This window comes from Flavobacterium lacus, assembly GCF_003268815.1.
Taxonomy (GTDB): domain Bacteria; phylum Bacteroidota; class Bacteroidia; order Flavobacteriales; family Flavobacteriaceae; genus Flavobacterium; species Flavobacterium lacus.
In genome coordinates this window covers 118676-143191 of sequence record NZ_QLSV01000009.1, presented here as the reverse complement: position 1 = coordinate 143191, position 24516 = coordinate 118676, and the positions used below count along the sequence as shown (strand labels likewise).

Annotated in this window: 22 protein-coding genes; 7 read left to right on the top strand and 15 right to left on the bottom strand. The window is 33.8% G+C overall.

The features are described from left to right. Positions 1-20 precede the first annotated feature (20 nt). Both porQ and cmk read left to right on the top strand, forming a co-directional pair. On the top strand, positions 21-1040 hold the full coding sequence (porQ, locus tag B0I10_RS10475) for a type IX secretion system protein PorQ (RefSeq protein ID WP_112086466.1): 1020 nt from the start codon (positions 21-23) through the stop codon (positions 1038-1040). Positions 1041-1372: 332 nt separating this feature from the next. After that, positions 1373-2059 (top strand): (d)CMP kinase, encoded by a 687-nt coding sequence (gene cmk / locus B0I10_RS10470; protein ID WP_112086465.1) that lies wholly within the window; start codon positions 1373-1375, stop codon positions 2057-2059. On the opposite strand, the gene B0I10_RS10465 is transcribed toward cmk, so the two are convergent. Next, the gene (locus B0I10_RS10465) at positions 2036-2545 is read right to left on the bottom strand and encodes a hypothetical protein (RefSeq protein WP_146740341.1); all 510 of its coding nucleotides are present in this window, start codon (positions 2543-2545) and stop codon (positions 2036-2038) included. The two genes, cmk and B0I10_RS10465, sit on opposite strands and share 24 nt — an antisense overlap. Positions 2546-2719: 174 nt before the next feature. Between B0I10_RS10465 and yaaA the strand changes: the two genes are divergently transcribed. Both yaaA and B0I10_RS10455 read left to right on the top strand, forming a co-directional pair. Next, positions 2720-3481 (top strand): peroxide stress protein YaaA, encoded by a 762-nt coding sequence (gene yaaA / locus B0I10_RS10460; RefSeq protein WP_112086463.1) that lies wholly within the window; start codon positions 2720-2722, stop codon positions 3479-3481. 552 nt (positions 3482-4033) lie between these two features. Beyond that, positions 4034-6292, top strand: a complete 2259-nt coding sequence (locus B0I10_RS10455) for a BspA family leucine-rich repeat surface protein (RefSeq protein ID WP_112086462.1) — start codon at positions 4034-4036, stop codon at positions 6290-6292. Between the two features lie 67 nt (positions 6293-6359). Here the strand turns inward: B0I10_RS10455 and B0I10_RS10450 are convergent, their stop codons facing one another. Further along, a complete protein-coding gene (locus B0I10_RS10450) occupies positions 6360-7226 on the bottom strand; it encodes a winged helix-turn-helix domain-containing protein (RefSeq protein ID WP_112086461.1) in 867 nt (288 codons plus the stop codon). Positions 7227-7387: 161 nt separating this feature from the next. Between B0I10_RS10450 and B0I10_RS10445 the strand changes: the two genes are divergently transcribed. The 3 genes from B0I10_RS10445 to B0I10_RS10435 all read left to right on the top strand — a co-directional run bounded on the left by B0I10_RS10445 (position 7388) and on the right by B0I10_RS10435 (position 10407). Beyond that, entirely contained in the window at positions 7388-8566 is a 1179-nt protein-coding gene (locus tag B0I10_RS10445; protein WP_112086460.1) for a ligand-binding sensor domain-containing protein, read from the top strand. A 45-nt stretch (positions 8567-8611) separates the two neighbouring features. After that, positions 8612-9166 (top strand): hypothetical protein, encoded by a 555-nt coding sequence (locus tag B0I10_RS10440; RefSeq protein WP_112086459.1) that lies wholly within the window; start codon positions 8612-8614, stop codon positions 9164-9166. 86 nt (positions 9167-9252) lie between these two features. Beyond that, entirely contained in the window at positions 9253-10407 is a 1155-nt protein-coding gene (locus B0I10_RS10435) for a ligand-binding sensor domain-containing protein (protein WP_112086458.1), read from the top strand. Between the two features lie 142 nt (positions 10408-10549). Here B0I10_RS10435 and B0I10_RS10430 read toward each other — a convergent pair whose 3' ends face one another. From B0I10_RS10430 to trpD, 13 genes are all read right to left on the bottom strand, one after another. Continuing rightward, positions 10550-11506 carry a Fic family protein gene (locus B0I10_RS10430; RefSeq protein ID WP_112086457.1) on the bottom strand — a complete coding sequence of 319 codons (957 nt, stop codon included), beginning with the start codon at positions 11504-11506 and terminating at the stop codon, positions 10550-10552. 99 nt (positions 11507-11605) lie between these two features. After that, positions 11606-12274 (bottom strand): hypothetical protein, encoded by a 669-nt coding sequence (locus B0I10_RS10425; protein WP_112086456.1) that lies wholly within the window; start codon positions 12272-12274, stop codon positions 11606-11608. Between the two features lie 162 nt (positions 12275-12436). Continuing rightward, entirely contained in the window at positions 12437-13393 is a 957-nt protein-coding gene (locus B0I10_RS10420; protein WP_112086455.1) for a tRNA dihydrouridine synthase, read from the bottom strand. Positions 13394-14000: 607 nt separating this feature from the next. Next, a complete protein-coding gene (locus tag B0I10_RS10415) occupies positions 14001-14480 on the bottom strand; it encodes a CIA30 family protein (RefSeq protein WP_245942978.1) in 480 nt (159 codons plus the stop codon). Between the two features lie 134 nt (positions 14481-14614). Beyond that, on the bottom strand, positions 14615-16843 hold the full coding sequence (locus tag B0I10_RS10410) for a redoxin family protein (RefSeq protein WP_112086454.1): 2229 nt from the start codon (positions 16841-16843) through the stop codon (positions 14615-14617). Between the two features lies 1 nt (position 16844). Next, positions 16845-17798 carry an ABC transporter ATP-binding protein gene (locus B0I10_RS10405; protein ID WP_112086453.1) on the bottom strand — a complete coding sequence of 318 codons (954 nt, stop codon included), beginning with the start codon at positions 17796-17798 and terminating at the stop codon, positions 16845-16847. A 39-nt stretch (positions 17799-17837) separates the two neighbouring features. Continuing rightward, positions 17838-19367 (bottom strand): flotillin family protein, encoded by a 1530-nt coding sequence (locus tag B0I10_RS10400; protein ID WP_112086452.1) that lies wholly within the window; start codon positions 19365-19367, stop codon positions 17838-17840. A gap of 11 nt (positions 19368-19378) precedes the next feature. Further along, entirely contained in the window at positions 19379-19936 is a 558-nt protein-coding gene (locus tag B0I10_RS10395) for an NfeD family protein (protein ID WP_112086451.1), read from the bottom strand. 219 nt (positions 19937-20155) lie between these two features. Continuing rightward, positions 20156-20917 (bottom strand): tryptophan synthase subunit alpha, encoded by a 762-nt coding sequence (gene trpA, locus B0I10_RS10390; protein WP_112086450.1) that lies wholly within the window; start codon positions 20915-20917, stop codon positions 20156-20158. Positions 20918-20919: 2 nt separating this feature from the next. After that, positions 20920-22104, bottom strand: a complete 1185-nt coding sequence (gene trpB, locus B0I10_RS10385) for a tryptophan synthase subunit beta (RefSeq protein ID WP_112086449.1) — start codon at positions 22102-22104, stop codon at positions 20920-20922. Beyond that, positions 22101-22727 carry a phosphoribosylanthranilate isomerase gene (locus B0I10_RS10380; RefSeq protein WP_112086448.1) on the bottom strand — a complete coding sequence of 209 codons (627 nt, stop codon included), beginning with the start codon at positions 22725-22727 and terminating at the stop codon, positions 22101-22103. The genes trpB and B0I10_RS10380 overlap by 4 nt, the downstream gene beginning before the upstream one ends. Beyond that, positions 22724-23509, bottom strand: a complete 786-nt coding sequence (gene trpC, locus B0I10_RS10375) for an indole-3-glycerol phosphate synthase TrpC (protein ID WP_112086447.1) — start codon at positions 23507-23509, stop codon at positions 22724-22726. The genes B0I10_RS10380 and trpC overlap by 4 nt, the downstream gene beginning before the upstream one ends. Continuing rightward, on the bottom strand, positions 23506-24501 hold the full coding sequence (gene trpD, locus B0I10_RS10370) for an anthranilate phosphoribosyltransferase (protein WP_112086446.1): 996 nt from the start codon (positions 24499-24501) through the stop codon (positions 23506-23508). Before trpD ends, trpC begins: the two co-directional genes overlap by 4 nt. Between the last annotated feature and the right edge of the window lie 15 nt (positions 24502-24516).

The window sequence follows — 24516 nt, the reverse complement described above, 5'->3', positions numbered from 1 at the left end:
CTAACTGAGTTCTGTTTATAATGTTTAAAAACTTTTTACGTCTTACCATTGTTCTTTTTTGTACTGTGAGCTATAGTCAAATTGGCGGACAATCCGTGTATCAGTTTTTGAACTTAGTCACTTCACCCAGGCAGGCTGCTTTGGGTGGCAAGATTATCACACATTACGATTATGACGTCAATGCCGGTATATTTAATCCCGCCAGCATTAACAGTGAAATGGATAACCATCTCTCAGTTAATTATGGTAATTATTTTGGTGAAATCACCTATGGTACAGCCGCTTATGCTTACACGTATGATCGTCACGTTCAAACATTTCATGCCGGTGTGAGTTATGTAAATTACGGTAATTTTGAAGGTTATGATGAAAATGGAACACGAACAGCCGATTTTACCGGAAGTGAAGCCGCCTTGTCATTTGGTTATTCATACAACATTCCTTTTTCTGATTTTTATATTGGTGCCAATGCTAAATTAATTACTTCCACGTTAGAAAGTTATAATTCCTTTGGTGGAGCTTTGGATATCGGTGCTTTGTATATTGATGAACGCAACGATATTAATTTTGCCTTAGTGATTCGAAATATTGGTACTCAGTTCACAACCTATGCCGGAACGCAAGAAAAATTACCGTTGGAAATCATAGCCGGAATTTCGCAAGAAGTCGAAAATGTTCCGATTCGGTGGCATATTACGTTAGAAAATTTACAACAATGGAATATTGCATTTTCTAACCCAGCCAGAGCGGAGGGAACATTAGATGGCGGTCAGAATGAAGAAAAAGTTTCGTTTTTTAACAATGCACTTCGCCACGTGATCTTGGGAGCCGAATTATTTCCCGGTAAAGCATTTAATCTTCGAGTTGGTTATAATTTTAGGCGTGGTGAAGAATTGCGAATTGTAGACCAACGCCATTTTTCAGGAATTTCAGCTGGGTTTAGTCTTCGTTTTAATAAAGTACGTTTTGATTATTCTTACTCTAGGTATACTGTGGCAGCCAATACGAGTTTGTTTGGGTTGATGATCAATTTGCAGTAGTTTTCAGTTACAGTCACAGTCACAGTTTTAAGTTTCGAGCAGATTATTTCTTTTGTACTACTTTGTTACACTGAATTGTGTGAGGGATAGCAGCGGAAAGCCCACAGAGAGGAGGCACGACGAACGCGGACTTGCAGCGGATAGCCCGACCCGGAGCTTGTCGGAGGGGCACACCCAAATTAGTTTAAAAGTTTAAGGGTTTAGGAGTTTAAAAGGTTTAAAACCTTGATTTTTGCCATTGTCGTTGATTTTTTGCCATTGTCATTGCTATTGATTTTTGAAAAACCGTATCTTAGCCACTCAGAAATTTAGCTACTCAGCAACTCAGAAAAATGAACCACATTACCATCGCCATCGACGGATTTTCATCCACCGGAAAAAGTACGTTAGCCAAACAATTAGCCAATCATTTAGGCTATGTTTATGTAGATACGGGAGCGATGTATCGTGCAGTGACCTATTTTGCGATGCAGCATAATTTGGTTTCAGAAGATTTTTTAGATGCAGATGGTTTGATAAAAAAATTACCTGAAATCAAACTTCATTTTCAGTTTAATGCCGATTTAGGATTTGCAGAAATGTTTTTGAATGAGGTGAATATTGAAAATGAAATCCGCACCATTGAAGTTTCTCGTTTGGTAAGCAAAATTGCCGAAATTTCGGAAGTGAGAGCCAAATTGGTGGAGCAACAACAAGCCATGGGCAAAAATAAAGGCATCGTAATGGATGGTCGCGACATTGGAACAGTCGTTTTTCCGGACGCCGAATTGAAGTTATTCATGACCGCCAGTGCTCACACGCGAGCCAAACGCCGTTTTGATGAACTGGCAGAAAAAGGGCAGAATGTTTCCTATGAGGATGTGTTGCAAAACGTTCAAGAAAGAGATTATATTGATACCCACCGTGATGACTCACCTTTAGTGAAAGCCCATGATGCGATTGAAATTGATAATTCAACCTTGACCAAAAGAGAACAATTTGAGTTGGTTTTAGATTTAATTCACAAATTTTTTGCTTAATTCTTTTTTGGTTGAAAGATTGCCGTTGATCATGATGTATTTTAAATTGAGCATACTTTCAGTATGTTCCTTTTGAACTTCATACTGAAACAGATAGCGACAATGACCAAGTGTGTAGGAACCATATCCTTGGTAAATCAGATTCAACGTATCATCTAAAATTTGAATTTCTGCTAAAAAAGAGTAACCACAATAACTGGGGGCATTGAATTGAATTATACAATTATTTTCTTCCAACTCAATTCTTTCTATTTCTAAGACCATTACTTCATCTGAAAATTCAGTGGTTAAAGGTTGAACTGAAAATGAGAGTAAATTCATTCCTGAATTTTTGGCGGTTCTGTTTTTTTCGCTATTCAATAAAATTGCATTTCCTTTTAATTCATTTGAGGTTTCATGAGAAAAGGATTGTTCGTCAAAATACGATTGACCCATGCATAAAAGAGGTGCAAAAAGAATGAATAACAATTTTACTAACTTTCTCATTTTTAGACTTTTGATATTCAAATGTAAACATGTGAATTAGTAAAACCTATTTTTTTCGTTGAAGTGCAGGAATCAACGATATAACTTTCATTGATAATCAAATCAATACTTTCCATTTTTTCGTATATGATATTTAGGAATCAATTTGTATTTTTGGATTTATAAAATATTACTATGAAAATCGTTATATCACCTGCTAAATCATTGGATTATGAAAGTCCGTTACGCACCAATCAATCCACTGTTTCTTGTTTTATTAAAGAAGCGAATTTGATAAACAAGCAATTGAAAAAGCAAAAGCCAAAGCAATTGATGGAATTGATGGACATATCCGATAAATTAGCCGATTTGAATTGGCAACGCAACCAAGAACGGGATTTGGATAACTTTACATCGGAAAACTCACGGCAAGCGATTTTTGCCTTTAACGGCGATGTGTATATTGGTTTGGATATTAAAACCTTACCAACCGAAAAATTAGACGTTTTGCAAGACAAACTTCGCATTTTATCCGGATTATATGGTTTGTTGAAACCATTGGATTTGATGCAGCCATATCGGTTGGAAATGGGAACTAAGTTTCCAATTGGTAAAAGCAAAAACCTTTATGAATTTTGGAAAGCAAAAATTACCAAGCAATTGAATAGCGAGCTTCAGAAAGACGAACTATTCATTAATTTAGCAAGTAACGAATATTTTGATGCCGTGGATGTGAAAGCCTTGAATGTTCCTGTCATCACGCCTGAATTCAAAGACTACAAAGACGGAAAATTAAAAATGATTAGCTTTTTTGCCAAAAAGGCAAGAGGCATGATGGTCCGTTACATTATTGATACCAATGCCGAAACCATTGAGGATTTGAAAGGGTTTAACTATGAAGGTTATGCATTTGATGCGAATTTGAGTAAGGGTAATACGTTGGTGTTTACGAGGTAGCATCTTAAATTCTACTAATATTGCTCGACTTTGCAATAGTTGTCTTAATTTATAAAATATAAACTGCATTGAATAATTGGTAGTAATTGTTGGTTTGGAAAAACTAAAAAATCCTTATGCGCCTGTTTTATTCATTTCTGATTCAAAATATGTGTTGGCTTCAGTCTAAAAAAAGTTCGGTTTTTCAATTAGAAAAGAAAGGTTTTACCGGAAAGATAAATTCCGATTTATGGTTTCTATTTGTAAAAATCTACCGTAAATATATAGTCAATTCAACTGGGTAAAAGGACAAAATTATCATCCACAAAATGAAAGCTGGAGTATTTTGGCAGTTTATTCTATCCTCTAGTTTATTAATTTAACAGTAGATTCCTTCTATCAAAACGATGGGGTGACGTTACCCTATAATTACCCAAATAATTAAGGTACTTTTTTTCCAAATTTCTTCCGTTATTCAGAATTCGTTAATAATTAAAAATATAAACAATTGTAAAAATAAAGTTAAATTTTCAAAATCACTCATATTGTGAGCTAATTTTAGTTAAAAAAACTATGAAAAATAAAATTACTTTAACGAGTTTGTTGTTGTTTTTGTGTTTAAATGCATTTGCTAAACAACCTTTTATTACAACTTGGGGTTCAATATTTGGAGGAACACTTATAAGTTTTGAAGCTGTGACAACTGGTCCTGTTGCCTATTCTTGGGTTACACTTCCTCCCGCTGCTGCTGCTTCAGGTTCGGGCACTTTTGAAGGGACAAACGTTACTATTCCTGGTTTACCTCAAGGTGCTAGCATTCGTTTAAGCATTCAACCTCAAAACTTCAAAAGGTTTATTTTAGCAAATAATTCTACTTTTTCAGAAATTAACCAATGGGGAACGGTAGAATGGATAAGTATGGAAAATGCATTTACTACTGAAAGTTTCTTCGGAAGCTCACTTATAGCTGTTACTGCCACTGACATTCCAAATTTGTCTAATGTAACGAGTATGGCTAACATGTTTTCTGGATGTGGACAATTAAACGGACCATTTAATATCAACTTTTGGAATATTTCAAATGTCACAAATCTTTCTGGCATGTTTAGAGGTTGTTTTAATTTCAATCAAGCGTTAAGCCTTTGGAATACATCAAATGTTACTGATATGTCCAGCATGTTTGAAGGAGCAGTAAGTTTTAATCAAAACATCGGTACTTGGAATACGAGTAATGTAACCAACTTGCGCAAAATGTTTAAAGATGCAGAATCATTTAATAGAAATATAAGCAACTGGAATACGGCTAATGTTACAGACATGTCTGAAATGTTCTCTTGGGGTATTTTTAATACTACGCCGTATGGGTTCAATCAAAATATTGGGAATTGGAATACTTCAAACGTCACTAATATGGCTGGTATGTTTAATGGTGCGGTTTTATTCAATCAAAATATTGGCAATTGGAATACATCAAACGTAACTGATATGTCTAACATGTTCAATAATGCTTTTTCATTTAACCAAAACTTAGGCAATTGGAATACAGCAAATGTTACCACTATGGCTAATATGTTTAGGGCTGATTTTAATGGTTTCTTGGTTCCATTTTCTACACTATCTTCCTTTACTAATGGAGGTAGTAACGCTATTCAAAACTGGAATACTGCCAATGTTACCGATATGTCAGGAATATTCTTTAAAGCAGAAAATTTTAATTATAATTTAGGCAATTGGAACATTAGTTCGGTTACTAACATGTCTGAAATGATTGACCGCTCTGGATTAGATTGTCGAAATTATTCACAAACACTTATAGCTTGGAATGCTAATCCCAATACTCCAAATAATATAGTTTTAGGAGCTACTTTTTTAGAATACGGTCTAGAGGCAATTCCTGCTATAAACAATCTTGTTTTTAATAAGGGTTGGGGTTTTTCAGGTCATGATTTCATCAGTACAATTCCTTCTTTTGATTTTCAAACAACGTATTGCCAAGGTTCATCGATTCCGCCTTTACCAACGGTTTCAACAGATGGTATAAGTGGCTCTTGGATACCAGCCTTAAATAACACCACCACTACAACCTATAGTTTTATTCCAAACGATGACGAATGTGCCATAACCTCAGTTGTAACTATTTCGATTACACCTTCAATTGACCCGGTATTTACCGAAGTTTCACCAATTTGCTCTGGTGAAGTTTTAGCAGCCTTGCCTACTTCTTCTAACAATGGAATTATTGGATTTTGGTCACCTGCTCTAAATAATACGGCAACTACAACTTATACATTTACTCCAAATTCAGGACAATGTGCAAGTACAACTTCATTGACAGTAATTGTAAATCAAGCTGCAACCCCGAGCGGTGATTCAAATCAGACATTTTCAGCAAATAGCACTCTAAGTTCGATAGTGATCAGTCCAGTAACAGTTATTTGGTATGCATCTCTGAATGATGCTTTGGCAAATCTTTCTCCTTTACCGTCTGATTTTTTACTTCAAGATGGCGTAACCTATTATGCTATTAATGTTGATGGAGAATGTAGAAGTGAACCTTTCGCAGTAACCGTTTCGCTTACTTTGAGTGTTGCAAATAATGAATTTTCAAATTTTGTTTATTATCCAAATCCGGTTAATTCTATATTAAACATTGCTAATAATACAGTTATAAAACAAGTGGAAATCTACTCACTTCTGGGGCAATTCATACGCACAAAAATAGTGAACGATATGGCTTTTTCAATCGAATTAAGTGATTTACCCAAATCAATCTACTTGGTAAAAGTAAAATCAGAAAATGGAAGTAAAGAATTTAAAATTAGTAAACTTTAAAACAATATTTTAGTTTTTCCAATTATAAAGTAAACCCAAAGCACACAAAATGTTTTGGGTTTTCTTTTTAAATTATTTTCACCTCCAAAACATACCCAATTCCGTGCACATTCGTTAATTTGATTGATTCATCCTCACTCAATTTTTTACGCAATTTAGAGATGTACGTATCCAAACTTCTTCCCACAAAAACACCGTGATCTTCCCATACTTTTTTGGAAAGTTCTTCTCGTTTGATGATTTTATTGGGATTTTCTACAAAAAGAGTCAATAATTCCACTTCTTTTTTGGAAAGACTGATTTCATTTGAGGCCAATAGTAATTTGCTTTCTTCAGGATAAAACTGAAATTTGCCCAATGGAATTCCATCTTCGATTGTGGAATGAGGTTGTTTTATCTTTTTTCTTTTCGGAAAGAAGATAAAAGCAACTATTATACTTAATGACAAAAGCACTATCCAAATAGTATTAAAACTGGAAGTTGCTGTTTTTTCTAAAAAGCGTACTTCAATCGTATAGCATTTTTGTGGCATGTTTCGTCCGCCGCAAGGAATAATATCTTTTTCAACACTGGCATTTTTTAGAAAACTATACGCCACTTCCAAATCTTTACATTGTTTCACTTCCAGTTGATAATGGGAGGGAAGGTTGGCTTTTTGAAAACTTTGTTGAACAATTTTCACTAAAGTGTCCGGGTAAATGGTCAGTTCTTTCTCAAAGGAAAGTTGGTATTTTGATTCTTCTACTTTTTGAACCGGCAATATCAGCGATGTGCTGTCTTGATTGGCTAATAATAATTTATTGCCCACATCCCTTAATGCAATTTTGACTAATTCAGAAAAGGGTTCGTCTTTTTTAGTAGAAGTAAATATCATGATTGCAGCAAAAATGGCTAAGCAAACACTACCATAAAAATAAATTTTTCGTTGATTCATAAGTTATGCAAATAACATACAATTTTGTGATTTTTTAAAACTGTTGACACTTCTTTTACATTTTTTTTACATTTTAAACAATTGATTGGACTAGTTTTACATCATGTTTGTTCGGATAGATGAACTTTATCTTACACACACCATAATAATAAGAAACAACAATGAAAAACATTCCACTAACTATTTTTAAAACAAAAGCAATTTGTCTTTCAATACTATGTTCGTTAGGTATGACATCGTGTGCCGGGCAAATTGAAAAAAACGCTACACCATTAAAATTCATACCCGAACAAACGAAAATTCATGCCGATAGTATCAGTTTAAAAGCAGAAACTTTACCCGAATATAGAGTGGACGTGCATGATAAAGACTATCAAGGAAACCAAATCAGTGGCGTGGTTCGAACTGTTTTTCAAGATAGTAAAGGAAACTTTTGGTTTGGGACACAAAGCGGACTTTGTCGAAACGACAAAAATGGACTTGTTTATTTTGATATTAAAAATCGTACTGGTCAGGGAGTAACGGTTCATGTTATCCTTGAAGACAAAGATGGTGCGATTTGGATTGGTTATGGCGGTGGAATTGCGAAATATGACGGAACGTATTTTACCAATTATCATGAAAAAGATATCCTGACAACCGGCGGACTTTGGAGCATGCTAATGGACTCAAAAGGAACGCTTTGGGTTGGAACTACGCAAGGTGTCTTTACTTTTGATGGCAAAGCATTTACACCGTTTGAAATTCCGGAAGGAAAAGTAAATCCAAACTTTGGAGTTAGCACTTCCAAAATGATACACGCCATTACTGAAGACAGCAAAGGCCATATGTGGTTTGCCACCAATGGCGGAGCGTATAGGTTTGACGGAAATACATTAACGAACATTTCAGTTAAAGACCAATCGCTTTCCAATTTTGTAAATCGAATTATTGAAAGAGCAGATGGTACGTATTGGATTTCAACCGTAAACGGACTTTTTCTCTACGATGGGACTACGTTTAAAAGTATCACCGAAAAGTTATTGGGTAAGGATGAAGGAGTAGGCTGTATTTTTGAAGACAAAACCGGTACGATTTGGTTTATTGCGTATAAGCGTGATATCTATAATTATAACGGCAAAACATTTCAGAAAATTGAAGCTAAAATTAAAATAAGCGATTATATAGTATTGCCCTTTGAAGTTAACCAAGACCAACAAAAGCAAGAAGGTAATTTTTCACCTTTCCCATTTCAAATCTACCAAGACGAACAACAACGACTCTGGTTTGTAGGTTTTAAAGGAGCGTATCGTTTGGAAAACAATGCCTTTGTGAATGTTACTAGAAACGGACCGTGGTAACGGTAAACAATAATCAATTTTATATAAATCTTTAAATCATCAATCATGAACAACAGTTTCTTTTTCGGATCACTCCTTCTTTCGTTCAATTACAATTGTGCGGAAGTCAACTCACAAGACATGGCTCAAAACACCACAGCGGCAGACAGCGTATATGTTGGCCCAACTCATTTTAGCGATGATGTGGTGCGGGAAGATCCGCTTTTCACCGCTATCATCCGCATTGACAAACAAAGCGATAAAGAACATTTACTTTCCATTCAAATGAATTTAAAGAAAAATGGCTATTTTGTTTCGCCTACAGAACCCGGTTCTTTTACAGGAAAATTTACAATTGTGCTGACTGAACCGCAACATGTACAAACCAATGGAGCCATTATCGAAACACCTTTATCAAAAGTAGATGAAAATCATGGTTTTGTAAAATGGGTTCGACAAAACACGCATTACAAACAATCGTTAAAAGTGCTAACCAACGAAAATTTTGAAGTCTATGGCTATATCCAATTTACAATTGAACCGCGTTGTTCGTTAGAAAAAATACCGTTTATACTTTCGTATGTGGATGGAAAGTTGAGTGTGAAGATGGATGGGTGTTAACTGTTGTCGGTTGTCGGTTGTCGGTAGTCGGTAGTCGGTAGTCAGTTATCAGTCGTTATAAAGCATTCGTTAAATCAATAAATAATATGAAAAAAATCATTTCTATATTCACCTTAACATTGGTAGTGGTTGGCGGACTGGTGTTTAGATTTGCTCAGTTCAACAACGACTGGGTTGCTAATCGTGAAATTAAAACGGAAACTCCTAAAAAGTCAATTCCAAAGCCGCTCTCTGCTGATGAAAGGAAATCTGAACAAAAACAGACTAAAGCAGAAACGTTAGAAATCGGTAAATCAGCTTCTGAACTTCATACTAAAATTTGGAGAATATTTCAAGACTCAAAAGGAAAGTACTGGTTTGGAAGTGATGGAAAAGGTATCTATCATTTAAACGGAAACGAGCTGAAACAATTTACAACTGTAGACGGATTAGTGAACGATTCAATACGTGGTTTTCAAGAAGATGCGGATGGAAATATATACATCGAAACACACAAAGGCATAAGCAAATTTGACGGAAGGAAATTTACCACTTTAAAAGTAATAAGATCGTCTCATAATCAATGGAAACTTGAACCGAATGACTTGTGGTTTGGTTTCTACAATGCAAACGATTTATATCGTTATGATGGTGATTCACTTTATGAATTAAAACTACCACGACAAGATTTAAAAAAAGCGTTTGGAATTGACACGCTTATCAGTCCTTTTAATCCTTATTCCGTTTATGGTGTAAATAAAGACAAAGACGGAAATATTTGGTTTGGAACGTTTATAGCTGGTGCTTTCCGATACGATGGAAAATCGTTTTTGTGGTTTGATGAAGAAGAACTTTCCACACTTCCGGATGGAAGAGTTCCAGCAGTTCGCTCAATAATTCAAGACAAAGATGGGTATTTTTGGTTGAGCAATTTTAAAAGCAAATACAAAATCGAAGCAAGCGGATCAGCGTATAAAAAATTAAAAGGAATTGAAAAAGACCATCCTCACTATTTCAATTCCGGATTATCAGATAATAAAGGAAATTTATGGATGGCAACCTATAGCGGTGGTGTCTGGAAATATGATGGAAAAACACTATCAAAGTTTGAAATCAATAGTGAAATAGAAGATGTTTTACTAGTTTCAATCTACCAAGACAAAAACGGTATTCTGTGGTTAGGAACAGATAATGATGGCGTTTACAAACAAAATGGAGATAAGTTTGAAAAGTTTAAATTAAAAAATAAAAACGGCAACTAATTTCTTCTAAATTATTGATGTATTTTCAGCGTCTTAATATAATTTGAAAAGATGATTTGCTGCGAAGTCAGAGACATTCGAAGAGCAGTGTGCAATCAAAGAAGACTAAGAGGAGCAGGAGATTGTAATTTGATAAAAGTATTCATTTTTTTAAAATGTATTTTGTTTTGTTATGTTCTCCAACACTTTCAAACATTTCTAAAGCGATTCCCTTTTTTAAATCCCGACTAGCAGTTGCACTTGAAATGTCTTTAAACGTATTCATATAGTCTTTTCGAGTGAATGTTTTGATTTTTAATTGAATGAAATACTCCAATCGGTCGATTTCTTTTAAAGTTCTATTATTAAACTTAAGTAAATCCGCTAGTGATTTGTCAATAACATCCAACATGTATTCTATGAAAATAGTCGATTTTCCTGATTTGTCACTTAAAGATAAAGCTTTGTAATATTCCTTTTGGGTTTGACTGATTAACGTTTCAAAAGGCAAAAACTCAAAAACAGGATATTCATTTAGTAAGATAAGCGTTTGCCATAATCTTCCCATTCTTCCATTTCCATCTAAAAAAGGATGAATAAATTCCATTTCGTAATGAAAAACACAACTTTTTATCAATGTCAAATCATCTGATTTCTCTAAATAACTAAATAAATCATTCATTAAAAAAAGAACATTTTCATATGGTGGAGCAACATGTTCTACTTGATTACCTTTTACAATTCCGACACCTTTTGTTCTATATTTTCCGGCAGATTCAATTAAGCCAGTCATTAATTCGGAATGAGCTTTTAAAAAACTTTTTTCGGAATGGAATTTATACTTTCCTAAGTTTTCATAAACCTTGATGGCATTCAAAACTTCCAAAATATCTTTTTTTGGTCCTACAATTTTCTTGTTTTCCAATAAAGCAGTTATTTGTTCTTCAGTTAACGTATTGCCTTCAATTTGTAAAGAAGAATGAATGGTTTTAATGCGATTTTCTTTGCGAAGTTGTGGTTTTTGTTTGTTTAAATAAGTGGCATTTACTTCACCCAACTTTTGAGCAATAGTAGTAATTTGCTTTAAAATAGTAGGAGTAATGTCATAAGGCGGTTTCATTGATAGTATCATTTGATAGTATCAAAAGTAGTTTTATTTTGTGGAATTGCAAAAAAATGATAGAAATAATTTAGATTTTACTAGTTAGTTTTTGAACTTTTATGAACGGTTGTTACTTGAATTTTTTCTTCTAAATATCATTTTCAAGTCTGTTACTAAATAAAATCCAACAAAACTAAAAGCACCTAATGCTAAAATGTATTGTTCATTCGGGATTATAAAAAAGAAATTTAGTCCGATTAAAAAAAGACAAAATGGATATGTAAAAAGTCTAATTATAATGTTTTTGGCAGACCATTCTTTTTCAGGTATTTCGTGTTCAGTTTCAATATCTAAAATTTCGAATATTTCATTAAGTTGATTTTGTTTTTCTAATATGTATACTTTTCGAAATACTAAAACTAAAATAATCGCAAAAATAACTACAGTTGAAACAGTTAACCAATTATCTGTAAAGTTAAAATTGGTAAAGTTTTCTGGAATGATTGCTAACAGAAAACCGCTAAAAATAAGTATGATTAGAAATTTTCCAAAGGAATTGAGTTTATCCGAAATTTTTATCAGATGTAAATTATCGTTTAATTCAAATATGAAAACTGTGTAAAAACTACCAAACCAAATATTCTGTTTCCAAATTTTAATATGATTTTTAGATATTTCTCCTTGTGGTTGAAAATTCCCAGAAATAGCATTCCATAAATGATTTAGAAAAGAATCGTTTTTCCTTGATTTAATTAATTTTTCAATGTCTTTTTTGGTTACTTTCAAGATTCTGTGAAATCACTTTTAAATTGTAATTGCCATCAAATATATAAACTTTTTAGAATTTTTGTAATCAGTTTAATTGTTATGAAGTCAATGACATATAAAATAGAATCCAACAAGAGAATTTGGTTTAGATTTAGTAAAGTATAAAGAATAAACAACTATTTATTTTACCGACCTCTCCCCACCAAAAATCTCCTTCACTGCCTCGCTATAACTTTTCGGATTTTGAGCTTTTTTAATTTTTTTCAACGTTTTTTGTGGGTTGGAGAAGGAAGTGGAAAAGTATTCCCAAAAACCTAACATTTTCATTTTGATAGGCGTGGGGCCGGAAAGGGCAGAGTCGTATTCTTGGTAAATCGTGTCGTGAAATTCTTTGAAGATTTGCCAGCGATTGGCCGGGTATTCCGTGGTGTTGTTTTTAATCATACTTGGCAAAAACGGGTCGGCAATCAAACCGCGACCAATCATAAAATGATCAATACTCGGAAAACGTTCTTGCATTTCTTTAAATTTGGCTACAGAAGTGATGTCGCCGTTGTAATAGAGTTTATGTCGAGTATTTTCGGTGCAACGTTGAAAGGCTTCTAAATTCACTCCGCCATTATACAATTGCTTACCTATTCGGGCGTGAATGGCAATGTTTTTAATTGGGTATTTATCCAAAATCGGAAAGACATCCAAAATTTCTTCCGGATGTTCGTAACCCATTCGCATTTTCATCGAAACAATGACATCGGTTTCGTTGTGCACTCGATTTAAAATATGGTCAATTCGTTGCGGTTCGCAAATTAATCCGGAACCCATTCCTTTTTTGGTCACCATCGGGTAGGGACAACCTAAATTCCAGTTGAGTTCCTTGTAACCCAATTCCTGAATGTATTTCACGACAAACAAAAACTCATCGGCATCATTGGTCATCACTTGCGGAATCAATTCGGAGACTTTGTTGTTTTCGGGTTGCAAATCACGTTGGTACGAATTTTTGATCACTAATTTTCCATCCAAACGAATATACGGAGCATAAAATGTATCAATGCCACCAAAATAGTGATGAAACGCATTGCGAAAACGGAAATCGGTAAAACCTTGTAAAGGAGAAGAAAGTAGGGTAGGACTCATGGTAAATATTGAGCCGTAAAGATAAAGGAAAAGGAATAAGCTTGAGATTTGAAAAAATTAAAATTTTGACTATTCAAACAGTTTTTTAAACCATTAAGAAATTAAGGAACATTAAGTGAAAGACCTTAATGAAACTTAATTTCTTAATGGTTTTGAGAACGAAAAACTCAGCCTTAAAGATAAGAGAAAAGGAACGCGCTTGAGATTGTAAAAATTAAAATTAAATTTTTGATTCATCAATCATTTTTTTGAACCATTAAGAAATTAAGGAACATCAAGAGAAAGACCTTAATGAAACTTAATTTCTTAATGGTTTTGAGAGCGAAAAACTCAGCCTTAAAGATAAAGGAAAAGGAATAAGCTTGAGATTTGAAAAAATTAAAATTTTGACTATTCAAACAGTTTTTTAAACCATTAAGAAATTAAGGGGCATTAAGATATAATCCTTTAATGCAACATTAGACGAATTGATTACTTATTTATTTTGAACCATTAAAATTATTAAGGAACATTAAGCTATAAGCCCTTAATGCAACTTAATACCTTAATGGTTTTAAGAGAGAAATATTTTATTTTTAATCAAGTTGACTTGGAAATGTTGTTGAATTTACTCCAACTCAATTTTATCCAAAACCAACTGAAACGATTCATTCTTTTTGTTACCGATTAAAAACACGATTTCTTCGAATGAATCGCTTTTAAAATTGGGCAAATCTAACGTTCTACCTCTAAACGAAGGATACAATTCACTCAGTTTGATTTCAATGGTTTCCCAATCGCCGGAAGTTTTAAAAGTCGTGATGTACGAGTAATAGGAAGTTGCTTTGTCTTTGATTCGGAATTGATAGTTTTTGCCATCGCCTTTCAATCGAATGCGAACTTTACTGTCTTTTGTCACTTTAATTTTATCACATTGATAACGAACAGACGAAAAACCACCATTATTTTCTAATGAAACGGTTCCGGCAAAAACGCCATTTCCTTCCGCATCAATCGAAAATTTTCCTTGCGATAAACCGCCCATGACACCATCGTCAATGATTCGCCAATCGCGTGGGGAGGAATTTTTGTTGAAGTCGTATATCATTGTTATGTTCAAAATTGTCATCAGTAAAACTAAACCTATTTTCATCTCACACTTAATTTGCATATAAATGTAAGTGATTTAGGTTTTTGGTTTGACTGATTTAACAGACTTTTGTGGAACGTTTACTAAACTTTTTATTCAAGTTCTTTCAGATTTAATACTTTTCGCAAAATCATTTCAAAAGTTGCCTCTGTTGGAAAAGGCATGTTTGAATTGTATATTTTACCTTCGGTATCAATTAAAATAAATCTTGGAATAGATTCAATATTATAATCTTTTCCAAGTTTTCCAATGTCATTTGCATGCAATTGCAAAACAGATTTTGATTTTAATTGAGCACTTACAAACCATTTTTTAACATCCTTATCAGTACTTAACGCAATAAATTGAATATTTTCTTTTTTGTACTTAATGGCCATTTTTTCAAAATAAGGCGATTGATAGCGACATGGTCCGCACCAAGTTGCCCAAACATCAATTACGACATATTTTCCTTTAAAATTTGATAAACTAATGGGTTTCGAATCTAAATTGGTAGCTAAAATCTCATCAGCTATTTTTCCTCTTCCTAATCTTTCATAGGTTTTGAAAAGATGAAGAATACTTTTGTTTAGTTTCGAATCAGTTATTTTATTAGCATAATTTTCAACTAATTGCAATCTGTTTTCAGAAGAATTCGCTTCTTTAATGTTGTTTTTTAAATAATAATAAAGCAATCTGTTTTTGAATTGACTTGGTTCTAAAGTTGAAATGGCATCAATTTCTTTCAGGTTTTTATCAATATCGCGACTATCCTGTTTTGTAAGTTCATACAGTAAGTAACTTAAATAATTTTCATTGCCAATTAAAGATTCATCTTGTAATGTTATTTTTGATTTTAAAAATTTTACATCATCAATTAGAACTGTTTTATCATTTGGAAACAACGCTTTTCTTTTATCCAGAAATTGATTGAGAAGATTGAGGTATTCAACCGTAATTAATTTTTTTTCTTTTTCGATAAAATCTTGTTTTGGAGTGTAATTGTCAGCTGTTTTAAAGGTATTTGCAGCGTTGTATTTATCTTCCCATTCATCAAACAATTCTTCTTGTATTTTTTTTGGGTTATCTAAATTGACACTTTCATTAATTTGATAACTTAAATAACTCCAACTGACACTGTTGCTTTTTTGATAATCGTTTTCTGGAAATCGAGAACCAAATAATTCCGTTTTTAATTCATTATTCATAAATTCAATCGAAGCAAAAATACTATCATTCGAAGCAAATAATAAATCTACCGGTAAAGAATTATCAATGATTATTTTATAATTATCCAACGGAATTTTGTTGCTTAAAACAGTATGAAATTTATTGTTTCTAATTTCTAAAGCGGCAAGTGTATCTTCTATAATTGGATGAATTAAGTATGCTTTTTTAAATTTTGTTTCACTTTTAATTTCACCGGCAATTATTGTTTTTTTATTTAACATTACTTGATGGGTTTGTGACAGGAATAAATAGGAAAATACCGTTATTGCAGTAACAAGCAAAGAAATAACCAATCTTTTTTTAGAATAAAAAAATGCTCTAAAAATAGATTTAAAGCTATACCAATAATAACCCAAAAATAAAAAGAAAGCGGCACCAATTATACTTATTTTTTCAGTAAATAAAAGCCAATTTTCTACTTGGCTACCTTCGGGGTACTTTGCTACCCTTTTTAAAATTTCAAAAGGAAACCAGTCCGGTATTGTCACTAGACTTGATACAATTAAGAAACCGATCAACAGAAAAAAACCGATTAAAACAGACCAAATATAACTTGAAATTTTTACTGCTAGGAAGTATTGAAAAGCCGTTAAAAATAAACTTGCTATAAATAATCGAATGAAAATATGTAATAAATGAAGAAATGGCAAGTTGAATTCTGCCACTTCGGGAGCTTCTACAAACAAATAAATTACTAAAGTAGATAGCACACTAAAAAATAAAAACGAAAAAATTGCAATACTGTTTGCTATTAGAACTACACAAAATTTTGACAAATAGATGGATGTTTTTTGTAAAGGAGTAGTTTCCATAAGTTGCCAACCACCATTTTTATGATCTAATTGCGCTATTTTACTTGTAATTAAAATAATTAACAAAGGAAAGATGAAAACAGTAAAAGAATCGAAAATATCATTTAAGTGTTTCGTAAATATATTGAATGAAAAAGCTACGGGTTTGGCTGTTGCTTCTTGATTAAAAATATAAATTATTGAATAGAGTAATGGTATGATCAATCCAAAAATTAAACTCATGGTATACAAACCAGAACCACGCTTTTTTATATGTTCTCCTTGAATGGCTGTGAATAAGTTGTTTACGCTATTTTTCATTTTAATTTTCAATTAAGTTCATAAACCATTCTTCTAATCCTTCAAGTATTTTAACTTCATAAAGTAGTGCACCTTCATTAATCAATTTTTTTATAAAAGTTGGAATTTCTTCTTTGGTATTCAATAGAACGGCTATTTTATTAGCTTCGTTTAATTGTGTTTTAACGCCATTTTCATTTAATTTTTTTTGCCAATCAGAAGCATTGTCAATCGTTATTTCAATTTTGCATGTGTTAAAACTGGTGGACAATTGATTCATTGTGCCTTCAAATTTTAATTTCCCTTTTGCAATGATGCCGATGTGCGTACACATTTTTTCGATTTCACTTAGCAAATGACTTGATACAAAAATAGTAACGCCTTTTTCTTTATTTATTTTGATTAAAAGTTTTCTTATTTCAACAATTCCATTTGGATCTAATCCGTTTACGGGTTCATCTAAAAACAACAATTCGGGCTCACCTAAGAGTGCCATTGCAATTGCTAATCGTTGTTTCATTCCAAGTGAATATTGTTTGGCTTTTTGATTTTTTGCGTAGGTTAATTCAACTAATTCAAGCACTTCGTCAATTTTGTCAGGATTAATGTTTTTGACTTTTGCGATATACAACAGATTGTTATAACCCGATAAATGAAGATATAAAGCTGGACTTTCCACTAAAGCACCAATCTTGGAAAAAATAAACGGAATTTGTTCATTTAATTCACTTCCAAAGATTTTAATTGCATTTTTATCATCGGGAATGATCCCGGTTAGCAATCGCATAGTGGTTGACTTTCCTGCACCATTTGGACCCAGAAAACCATAAATACTTCCTTTAGGAACATTGATCGATAAGTTTTCAATAATGCTTTTATGTTTTGAATAGTGAAAATTTAGATTACTGGTTTGTATGATGTTTTCCATTTTAAATGTATTGATGTAGGTAAAAGTAAGAAAAAATCCCAAATTCATAACTTTGAATTTGGGATTTTTTGAAAGTTTGTAACTAAATTACTTTGTCTCTTGTGTTGGTTTACTATCCGATGAACTATCAGTAGCTTTCACATCCTCCACTGGATCTTCTCCTTTTAAATAGGTTGGTAAGTTCAATCCGGCCATGTTAAACAAATCATTCAACGGCGGCACGGTTTTCATCATACCTGATACAAAATTGGCAGTAGAACCATTTCCGTTAGCATTATTTCCTGAATCCCAAACGGTAATTTTATCAATTTTGATGTTTTTCACGGCTTCCACTTGCGTTTTTACCAACTCAGGAAGTTTTTCAATTAATAACAATTGGAAAGCTTTTGTTGGATCGCCACCGGCAGCATTCACCACTTCTCGGTAACCTTCTGCTTGTTTGGTCAAAATCTCATACAAACCTTTTGCTTCCGCTTCCATTTTTGCAAAAATAGCATCGGCTTCCCCTTTGGCTTGCACACGCGTTTTTTCAGCTTCGGCTTGTGCATCGATAATTGCTTTTTGTTTGGCAATTTCTGCCGGAATTACAATGTTCGCATTTTGAGTAGAACGTTCTCTTTCGGCACGTGCTTGTTCTGCTTTCTGTTCTGCCACATAGGATTCTTCTAAGGCTCTTGCACTTTGAACTTTTTCAGAGGCTAAAGCGATTCTAAGTGCTTCCGCTTCACGTTCTCTTCGGGTTGCATCCGATTGTGCAATGGCGATTTTGGCTTCGTTTTCCCCTTGAATCGCAATCGCATTGGCTTCTGATGTAGCTACACGTGTATCTCTTTGTGCTTCGGCTTTACCAATGCTTTCATCTTTAAATGCTTCGGCAATACTTACTTCTTTGTCTTTATTGGTGATGGCAATTTTTACGTCACGATCTCTATGCGTTTCTGCAATTTGAACGTCTTTTTCACGATCGGCCATTGCTTTTCCGGTTTCCCCGATTTTTTCTTGCTCAGCTACCGAGATTTTCGCTTCGTTAATCGCTTTCGCTGCTGCTTCTTTTCCCAATGCTTCGATATAACCCGATTCGTCTTTAATATCGGTAACGTTTACGTTGATTAATTTTAAACCGATTTTTTTCAACTCAGAATCTACGTTTTTAGAAATGTTATCTAAGAATTTATCACGGTCCGAATTAATTTCTTCAATCGTCATCGTGGCAATAACTAAACGCAATTGACCGAAAAGAATATCTTTAGCCAATTCCTGAATTTGTTCAGGAGAAAGTCCTAAAAGACGTTCTGCCGCCGTATTCATACTATCGCTTTCTGTAGAAATTGCAATGGTAAATCGACACGGAACATCCACACGAATGTTTTGTCTTGAAAGAGCATTGGTTAAATTGGCTTCAATAGAAAGCGGTTTTAAATCCAAATACTGATAATCTTGAATAACCGGCCAAATGAAAGCACCACCACCGTGAACACATTTGGCAGAAGTTCCTCCCGTTCTTCCGTAGATAACAAGAATTTTGTCGGACGGACAACGTTTGTAACGTGAAACTAAAGTGACAAACAGTACAAAGAATACAAAAACAGCAACAACAATAATAATAAGTGTGGTCATAGGGTTAGGATTTAAAGTTTTTCGACGATTAAGATATTATTTTCAACATTTTTGATTTTTACCACACTACCGGTGGCGATTTTTTCGGAAGCTTCTGTCATGGCTTGTAATTCATGAAAGGCACCTTTCACACTAATCTGTACTTTTCCTAAACCCGATTTAGCCTCGGGAATAGTCAGATAAACAGTAGCCGTTTTATTAATGGTATTTTCAAATTTGAAGGAGTTGTCTTCGCCCAGCTTCAATATTTGTTTGATTAAAATAAAGAACAATCCGATAAAAACAATTCCAACAACAATAGAAATGAAAATTAAAACGACTTTGTTTTCAATACTGTCATACAACGAAATTCCGGTCCAACTGAAACCTAAAAGAAAATTAATTAAGTTTCTTAATGTAAAGATTTCAAATGGCAAATCACTATCGCCACTATCCGAATCTATATCTGTTTCGCCACCACTCAAACCTATAAAAGTCATAATGGTTTGCAATAAAAAAAATAAACTTACCGGTATAGCAATGTACCAATAGCTTTTTAATAAGGGATCTAATCCTTCAAGAAATTCCATAAATATAGTTTTGGTTTGGTTACAACTTTTATACGTGGACTTTTACAAAAAGTTACAAGAGTTTGTTAAATTATTTTTTGAATACCGTTTTTTTGAAACACGTTATTTAGTATAAAGCTAAGATAAAAACACAACTTTAAAACAGTTAATTTTTCAATATAGTCAAAATCTATAGTAGGCATTTATAATGTTGAATATAATTAATTTATGATAATATATCTAAAGTAAATTATTGATATAATGCTTAATGCTTTCAACCGGATTATTTTTAATAAATTTAATAAAATCACTTCCAATTATTGCTCCTTTTTGATGTTTGGTTGCTTGTTGAAAAGTAGTCTTGTCCGAAATTCCAAAGCCAATGATTTGAGGATTTTTTAATTTTAAAGATGCAATTCGCTCAAAATAGTTTTCTTGAATTTCATTAAATCCGGATTGATTTCCGGTGACACTCGATGAACTCACCAAGTAGATAAAACTGTCTGAAATGGCATCAATTTTTAAAATTCGTTCCTCGGAAGTTTGTGGTGTGATTAAAAAAATGTTCTTTAAATCGTATTTTTCAAACAGTTCTTTATATTCCGATTCATAGATTTCCAAAGGCAAATCCGGAATAATTAAGCCATCAACACCTACTTCTTGACATTTTTGGCAGAAATTTTCCACGCCAAATTGCATCATTGGATTAAAATACCCCATGATAATCAAAGGAATTTCAACGCTTTCGCGAATATTCGCCAGTTGTTGAAACAAAACTTCGGTCGACATTCCGTTTTGCAATGCCTGTGCCGAACTCGCTTGAATCGTTGGTCCATCGGCTAACGGATCACTAAAAGGCAAACCGATTTCAATCATATCGACGCCATTTTTTTCCAATTCGGTTATGATTACTGACGTATCATTTAAATTAGGATAACCTGCTGTAAAATAGATGGATAACAGCTTTTTATCTTCTTGCAATTTTTTATTTATTCGATTCATTTCTAGTGTAAATTAAAATAATCAATGTAGGTACTCAAATCTTTATCACCGCGACCGGAAAGATTAATCACCACAATATCAGTAGGTTTAAATTGTTTTTTATCTAAAACCGAAAAGACGTGAGCGGTTTCAATTGCGGGAATAATTCCTTCCGTTTGTGATACTTCCCAACCCGATTGCATGGCTTCGTCATCGGTTATCGCAATAAATTCCGCCCGATTGGTTTGATGTAGATGCGAGTGTAGCGGGCCAACTCCCGGATAATCCAAACCGGCAGAAATCGAATAAGGCTCTGTAATTTGTCCGTCTGACGATTGCATTAAAAGCGTTTTACTTCCGTGGATGATTCCGATTTTACCTAAAATGGATGTCGCCGCACTTTCACCGGAATCGACTCCTTTTCCTGCTGCTTCCACGGCAATTAATTGCACCTTTTCATCTTCTAAAAAATGATAAAAAGCTCCGGCAGCGTTGCTTCCACCGCCGACACATGCAATTACATAATCAGGGAATTCCGTCCCTTCTTTTTCCTCTAATTGAGCTTTGATTTCCTCTGAAATTACCGCTTGAAAACGAGCTACCATGTCGGGATAGGGATGAGGTCCAACTACCGAACCGATGATGTAATACGTGTTTTCGGGATTGTTAATCCAATCGCGAATCGCTTCATTGGTGGCATCTTTGAGGGTTTTTGAACCTGAAGTGGCGGGTCTGACTTCAGCACCGAGCATTTTCATTCGAGCCACATTGGGAGCCTGGCGTTTGATATCAACTTCACCCATGTATATTATACATTCCAGACCCATCAACGCACAAACAGTGGCTGTGGCAACGCCATGCTGACCTGCTCCGGTTTCGGCAATGATTCTGGTTTTACCTAAACGTTTGGCAATCAGAATTTGACCAATGGTGTTATTGATTTTATGAGCTCCGGTGTGACATAAATCTTCTCTTTTCAGGTAGATTTTAGTCTTGTATTTTTCAGATAAACGTTTCGCAAAATAGAGTGGCGTAGGTCGACCGACATAATCGACTAACAAATCCATGAACTCTTTTTTAAAGCTGGGTTCCGCAGTGATTTTTAGGTAATTTAAACGCAATTCTTCGATATTTGGATATAACATTTCAGGAATGAACGCTCCACCAAAATCACCATAAAATCCTTTTTCATCTACTTGATAATTCATAGCAATTGACTTAATTTTTCTTGAAATTCTTTAATTTTTTCTTTGTTTTTGATGCCAAAATCATCTTCAAATTGACTGTTTATATCAATTGCTAAACACTTTTTTGCTGCTTCTGATTGTATAAATTTTTCTAATTTTGGCCATTCATCTAATCCAATTCCACCACTTAAAAAGAATGGAATTTCTTCGTTATAATCATTTAAAACTTCCCAGTCAAATGTTGTTCCGTTCCCGCCCGGAAGATCTCCTTTCGTGTCGAATAGGAAATAATCGATACAATTTTTATTATATTTTAATTCATTGAAATTAAAATTATTATCAATCTTTATTGCTTTAATTACTTTAATGTTAGTTTTTTTCATTTCTAAACAGAAATCAGCTGATTCTTCACCGTGTAATTGAACAAAATTTAGTTGATGTGAAATGATTTTATCGACAATTTCATTGTAATCAGCATCGACAAAAACACCTACTTTTTCGATGTTAGTAGGAATTTTTTCAATAACATTTTCACAATACCGTTTGGAATCCTTCCAAAAAATAAATCCTAAAAAGTCAGGTTGCAATTCACTTATTGAAAGTGTGTTTTCCTGTTCTTTCATTCCACAAATTTTTAATTTCATAGTGATAGTTTTTTGATAAATTGTTTCATCTCATTTTCCGGATTTTCGCTTTTCATAAAATATTCTCCCATTAGAAACCCTTTAAATCCGTATTGTTGTAGTTCTATAATCGCATCTGCATTATCGATACCACTTTCTGAAATTTTGATAAAATCATTTGGAATATGTTTCGCTAATTGCTTACTATAATCCAAATTAACTTCAAATGTTTTCAGATTTCGGTTGTTTACACCAATCAAATTTAAACTGGACATAATCGACTTATCTAGTTCTTTTTCGTCGTGAATTTCCAATAGAACTTCCATGTGCAACGATTGGGCGAATTGCGATAATGTTTTGATTTCTTCTCGAGTCAAAGCCGCTGCAATCAGTAAAATTACATCCGCTCCAAAAGCTTTGGCTTCAATGATTTGGTATTCATCTACCATAAAATCTTTCCGCAAAAGCGGTAAATGGGTTGTGGCTCTTGCTAAAATCAAATCATCCAACGAACCACCAAAATACTGACCATCAGTGAGCATTGATAAGCCCGAAGCTCCGCCGCTTTCATAGTTTTTAACTATTTCTTCCACAGATTTCGATTGATTAATCACTGATTTAGAAGGTGAACGACGTTTGTGTTCTGCGATAATTCCACTCGAACTAGTGGATAAATGCTGCACCAATGAATTCGTTTTTCGTTCAATCAACACCGATTGTTCCAATTGTTTGATCGGAATAACGGATTTTTTCAATGCCACTTCTCTTTTTTTGGAAGCAATTATTTGATCTAAAATGTTCATGAGCGACTCAAGTTTTGTAGTGTTTTTAATTTATCGAGCGCTTTTCCGCTCATCAAACTTTCTTTAGCGATGGCTAAACTTTCATCTATCGACGTTTTTTTCATCATCGAAATGGCCAATGCCGCATTAGCACAAACCACCTCATTTTGCATTTGCGTTCCGTTTCCGGAAAGTATTGTCATGAAAATGTTCGCTGCTTCTTCAACGGTTTCACCGCCTCTGATTTGATATAAAGTGACCGATTTGGTATTGAAATCTTCCGGTTTTAGTATTTTTTCATATGTATTTGAAATGATCTTGACATTACCGGTCAGAGAAACTTCGTCAAAACCTTCTAAATCGTATAAAATGGAAAAATTGGTCGTCGTGTTTTGGTACAAATACGCATACATTCGGGCCAATTCCAAACTAAAAACACCAACCAATTGATTTCTCGGAAAGGACGGATTGACCATCGGACCAAGCATATTGAAAAACGTTTTTATGCCTAATTCTTTTCGAATCGCACCCACATTTTTCATAGCCGGATGGAATAACGGAGCGTGAAGAATGGCAATGTTGGCTTCTTCCAGACATTTTTCCAGATAATCTTGTTGGTTACTAAATTTTACTCCTAAATTTTCCATCACATTACTAGAACCGGAAATAGACGAAACGCCGTAATTTCCATGCTTAGCGACTTTAATTCCAGCACCTGCAGCTACAAAGGAAGCCAAAGTGGAAATGTTGAACGTGTCTTTTCCATCGCCACCGGTTCCGCATAAATCGATGGTTTGGTAGTTTGAAAAATCGACAGGAACACAAAGCTCTAATAACGCTTCGCGAAATCCGGTTAACTCTTCGATGGTAATGCTTCGCATCATATAAACCGTCATAAATGCCGCCATTTGACTGGCATTGTATTGTCCGGAAGAAAGGTTAATCAACACATTTTTTGCTTCATCTTTTGACAGCGTTTTGTGATTGATTAATTGATTGAGTATATTTTTCATTTTAATTTTTTTAAT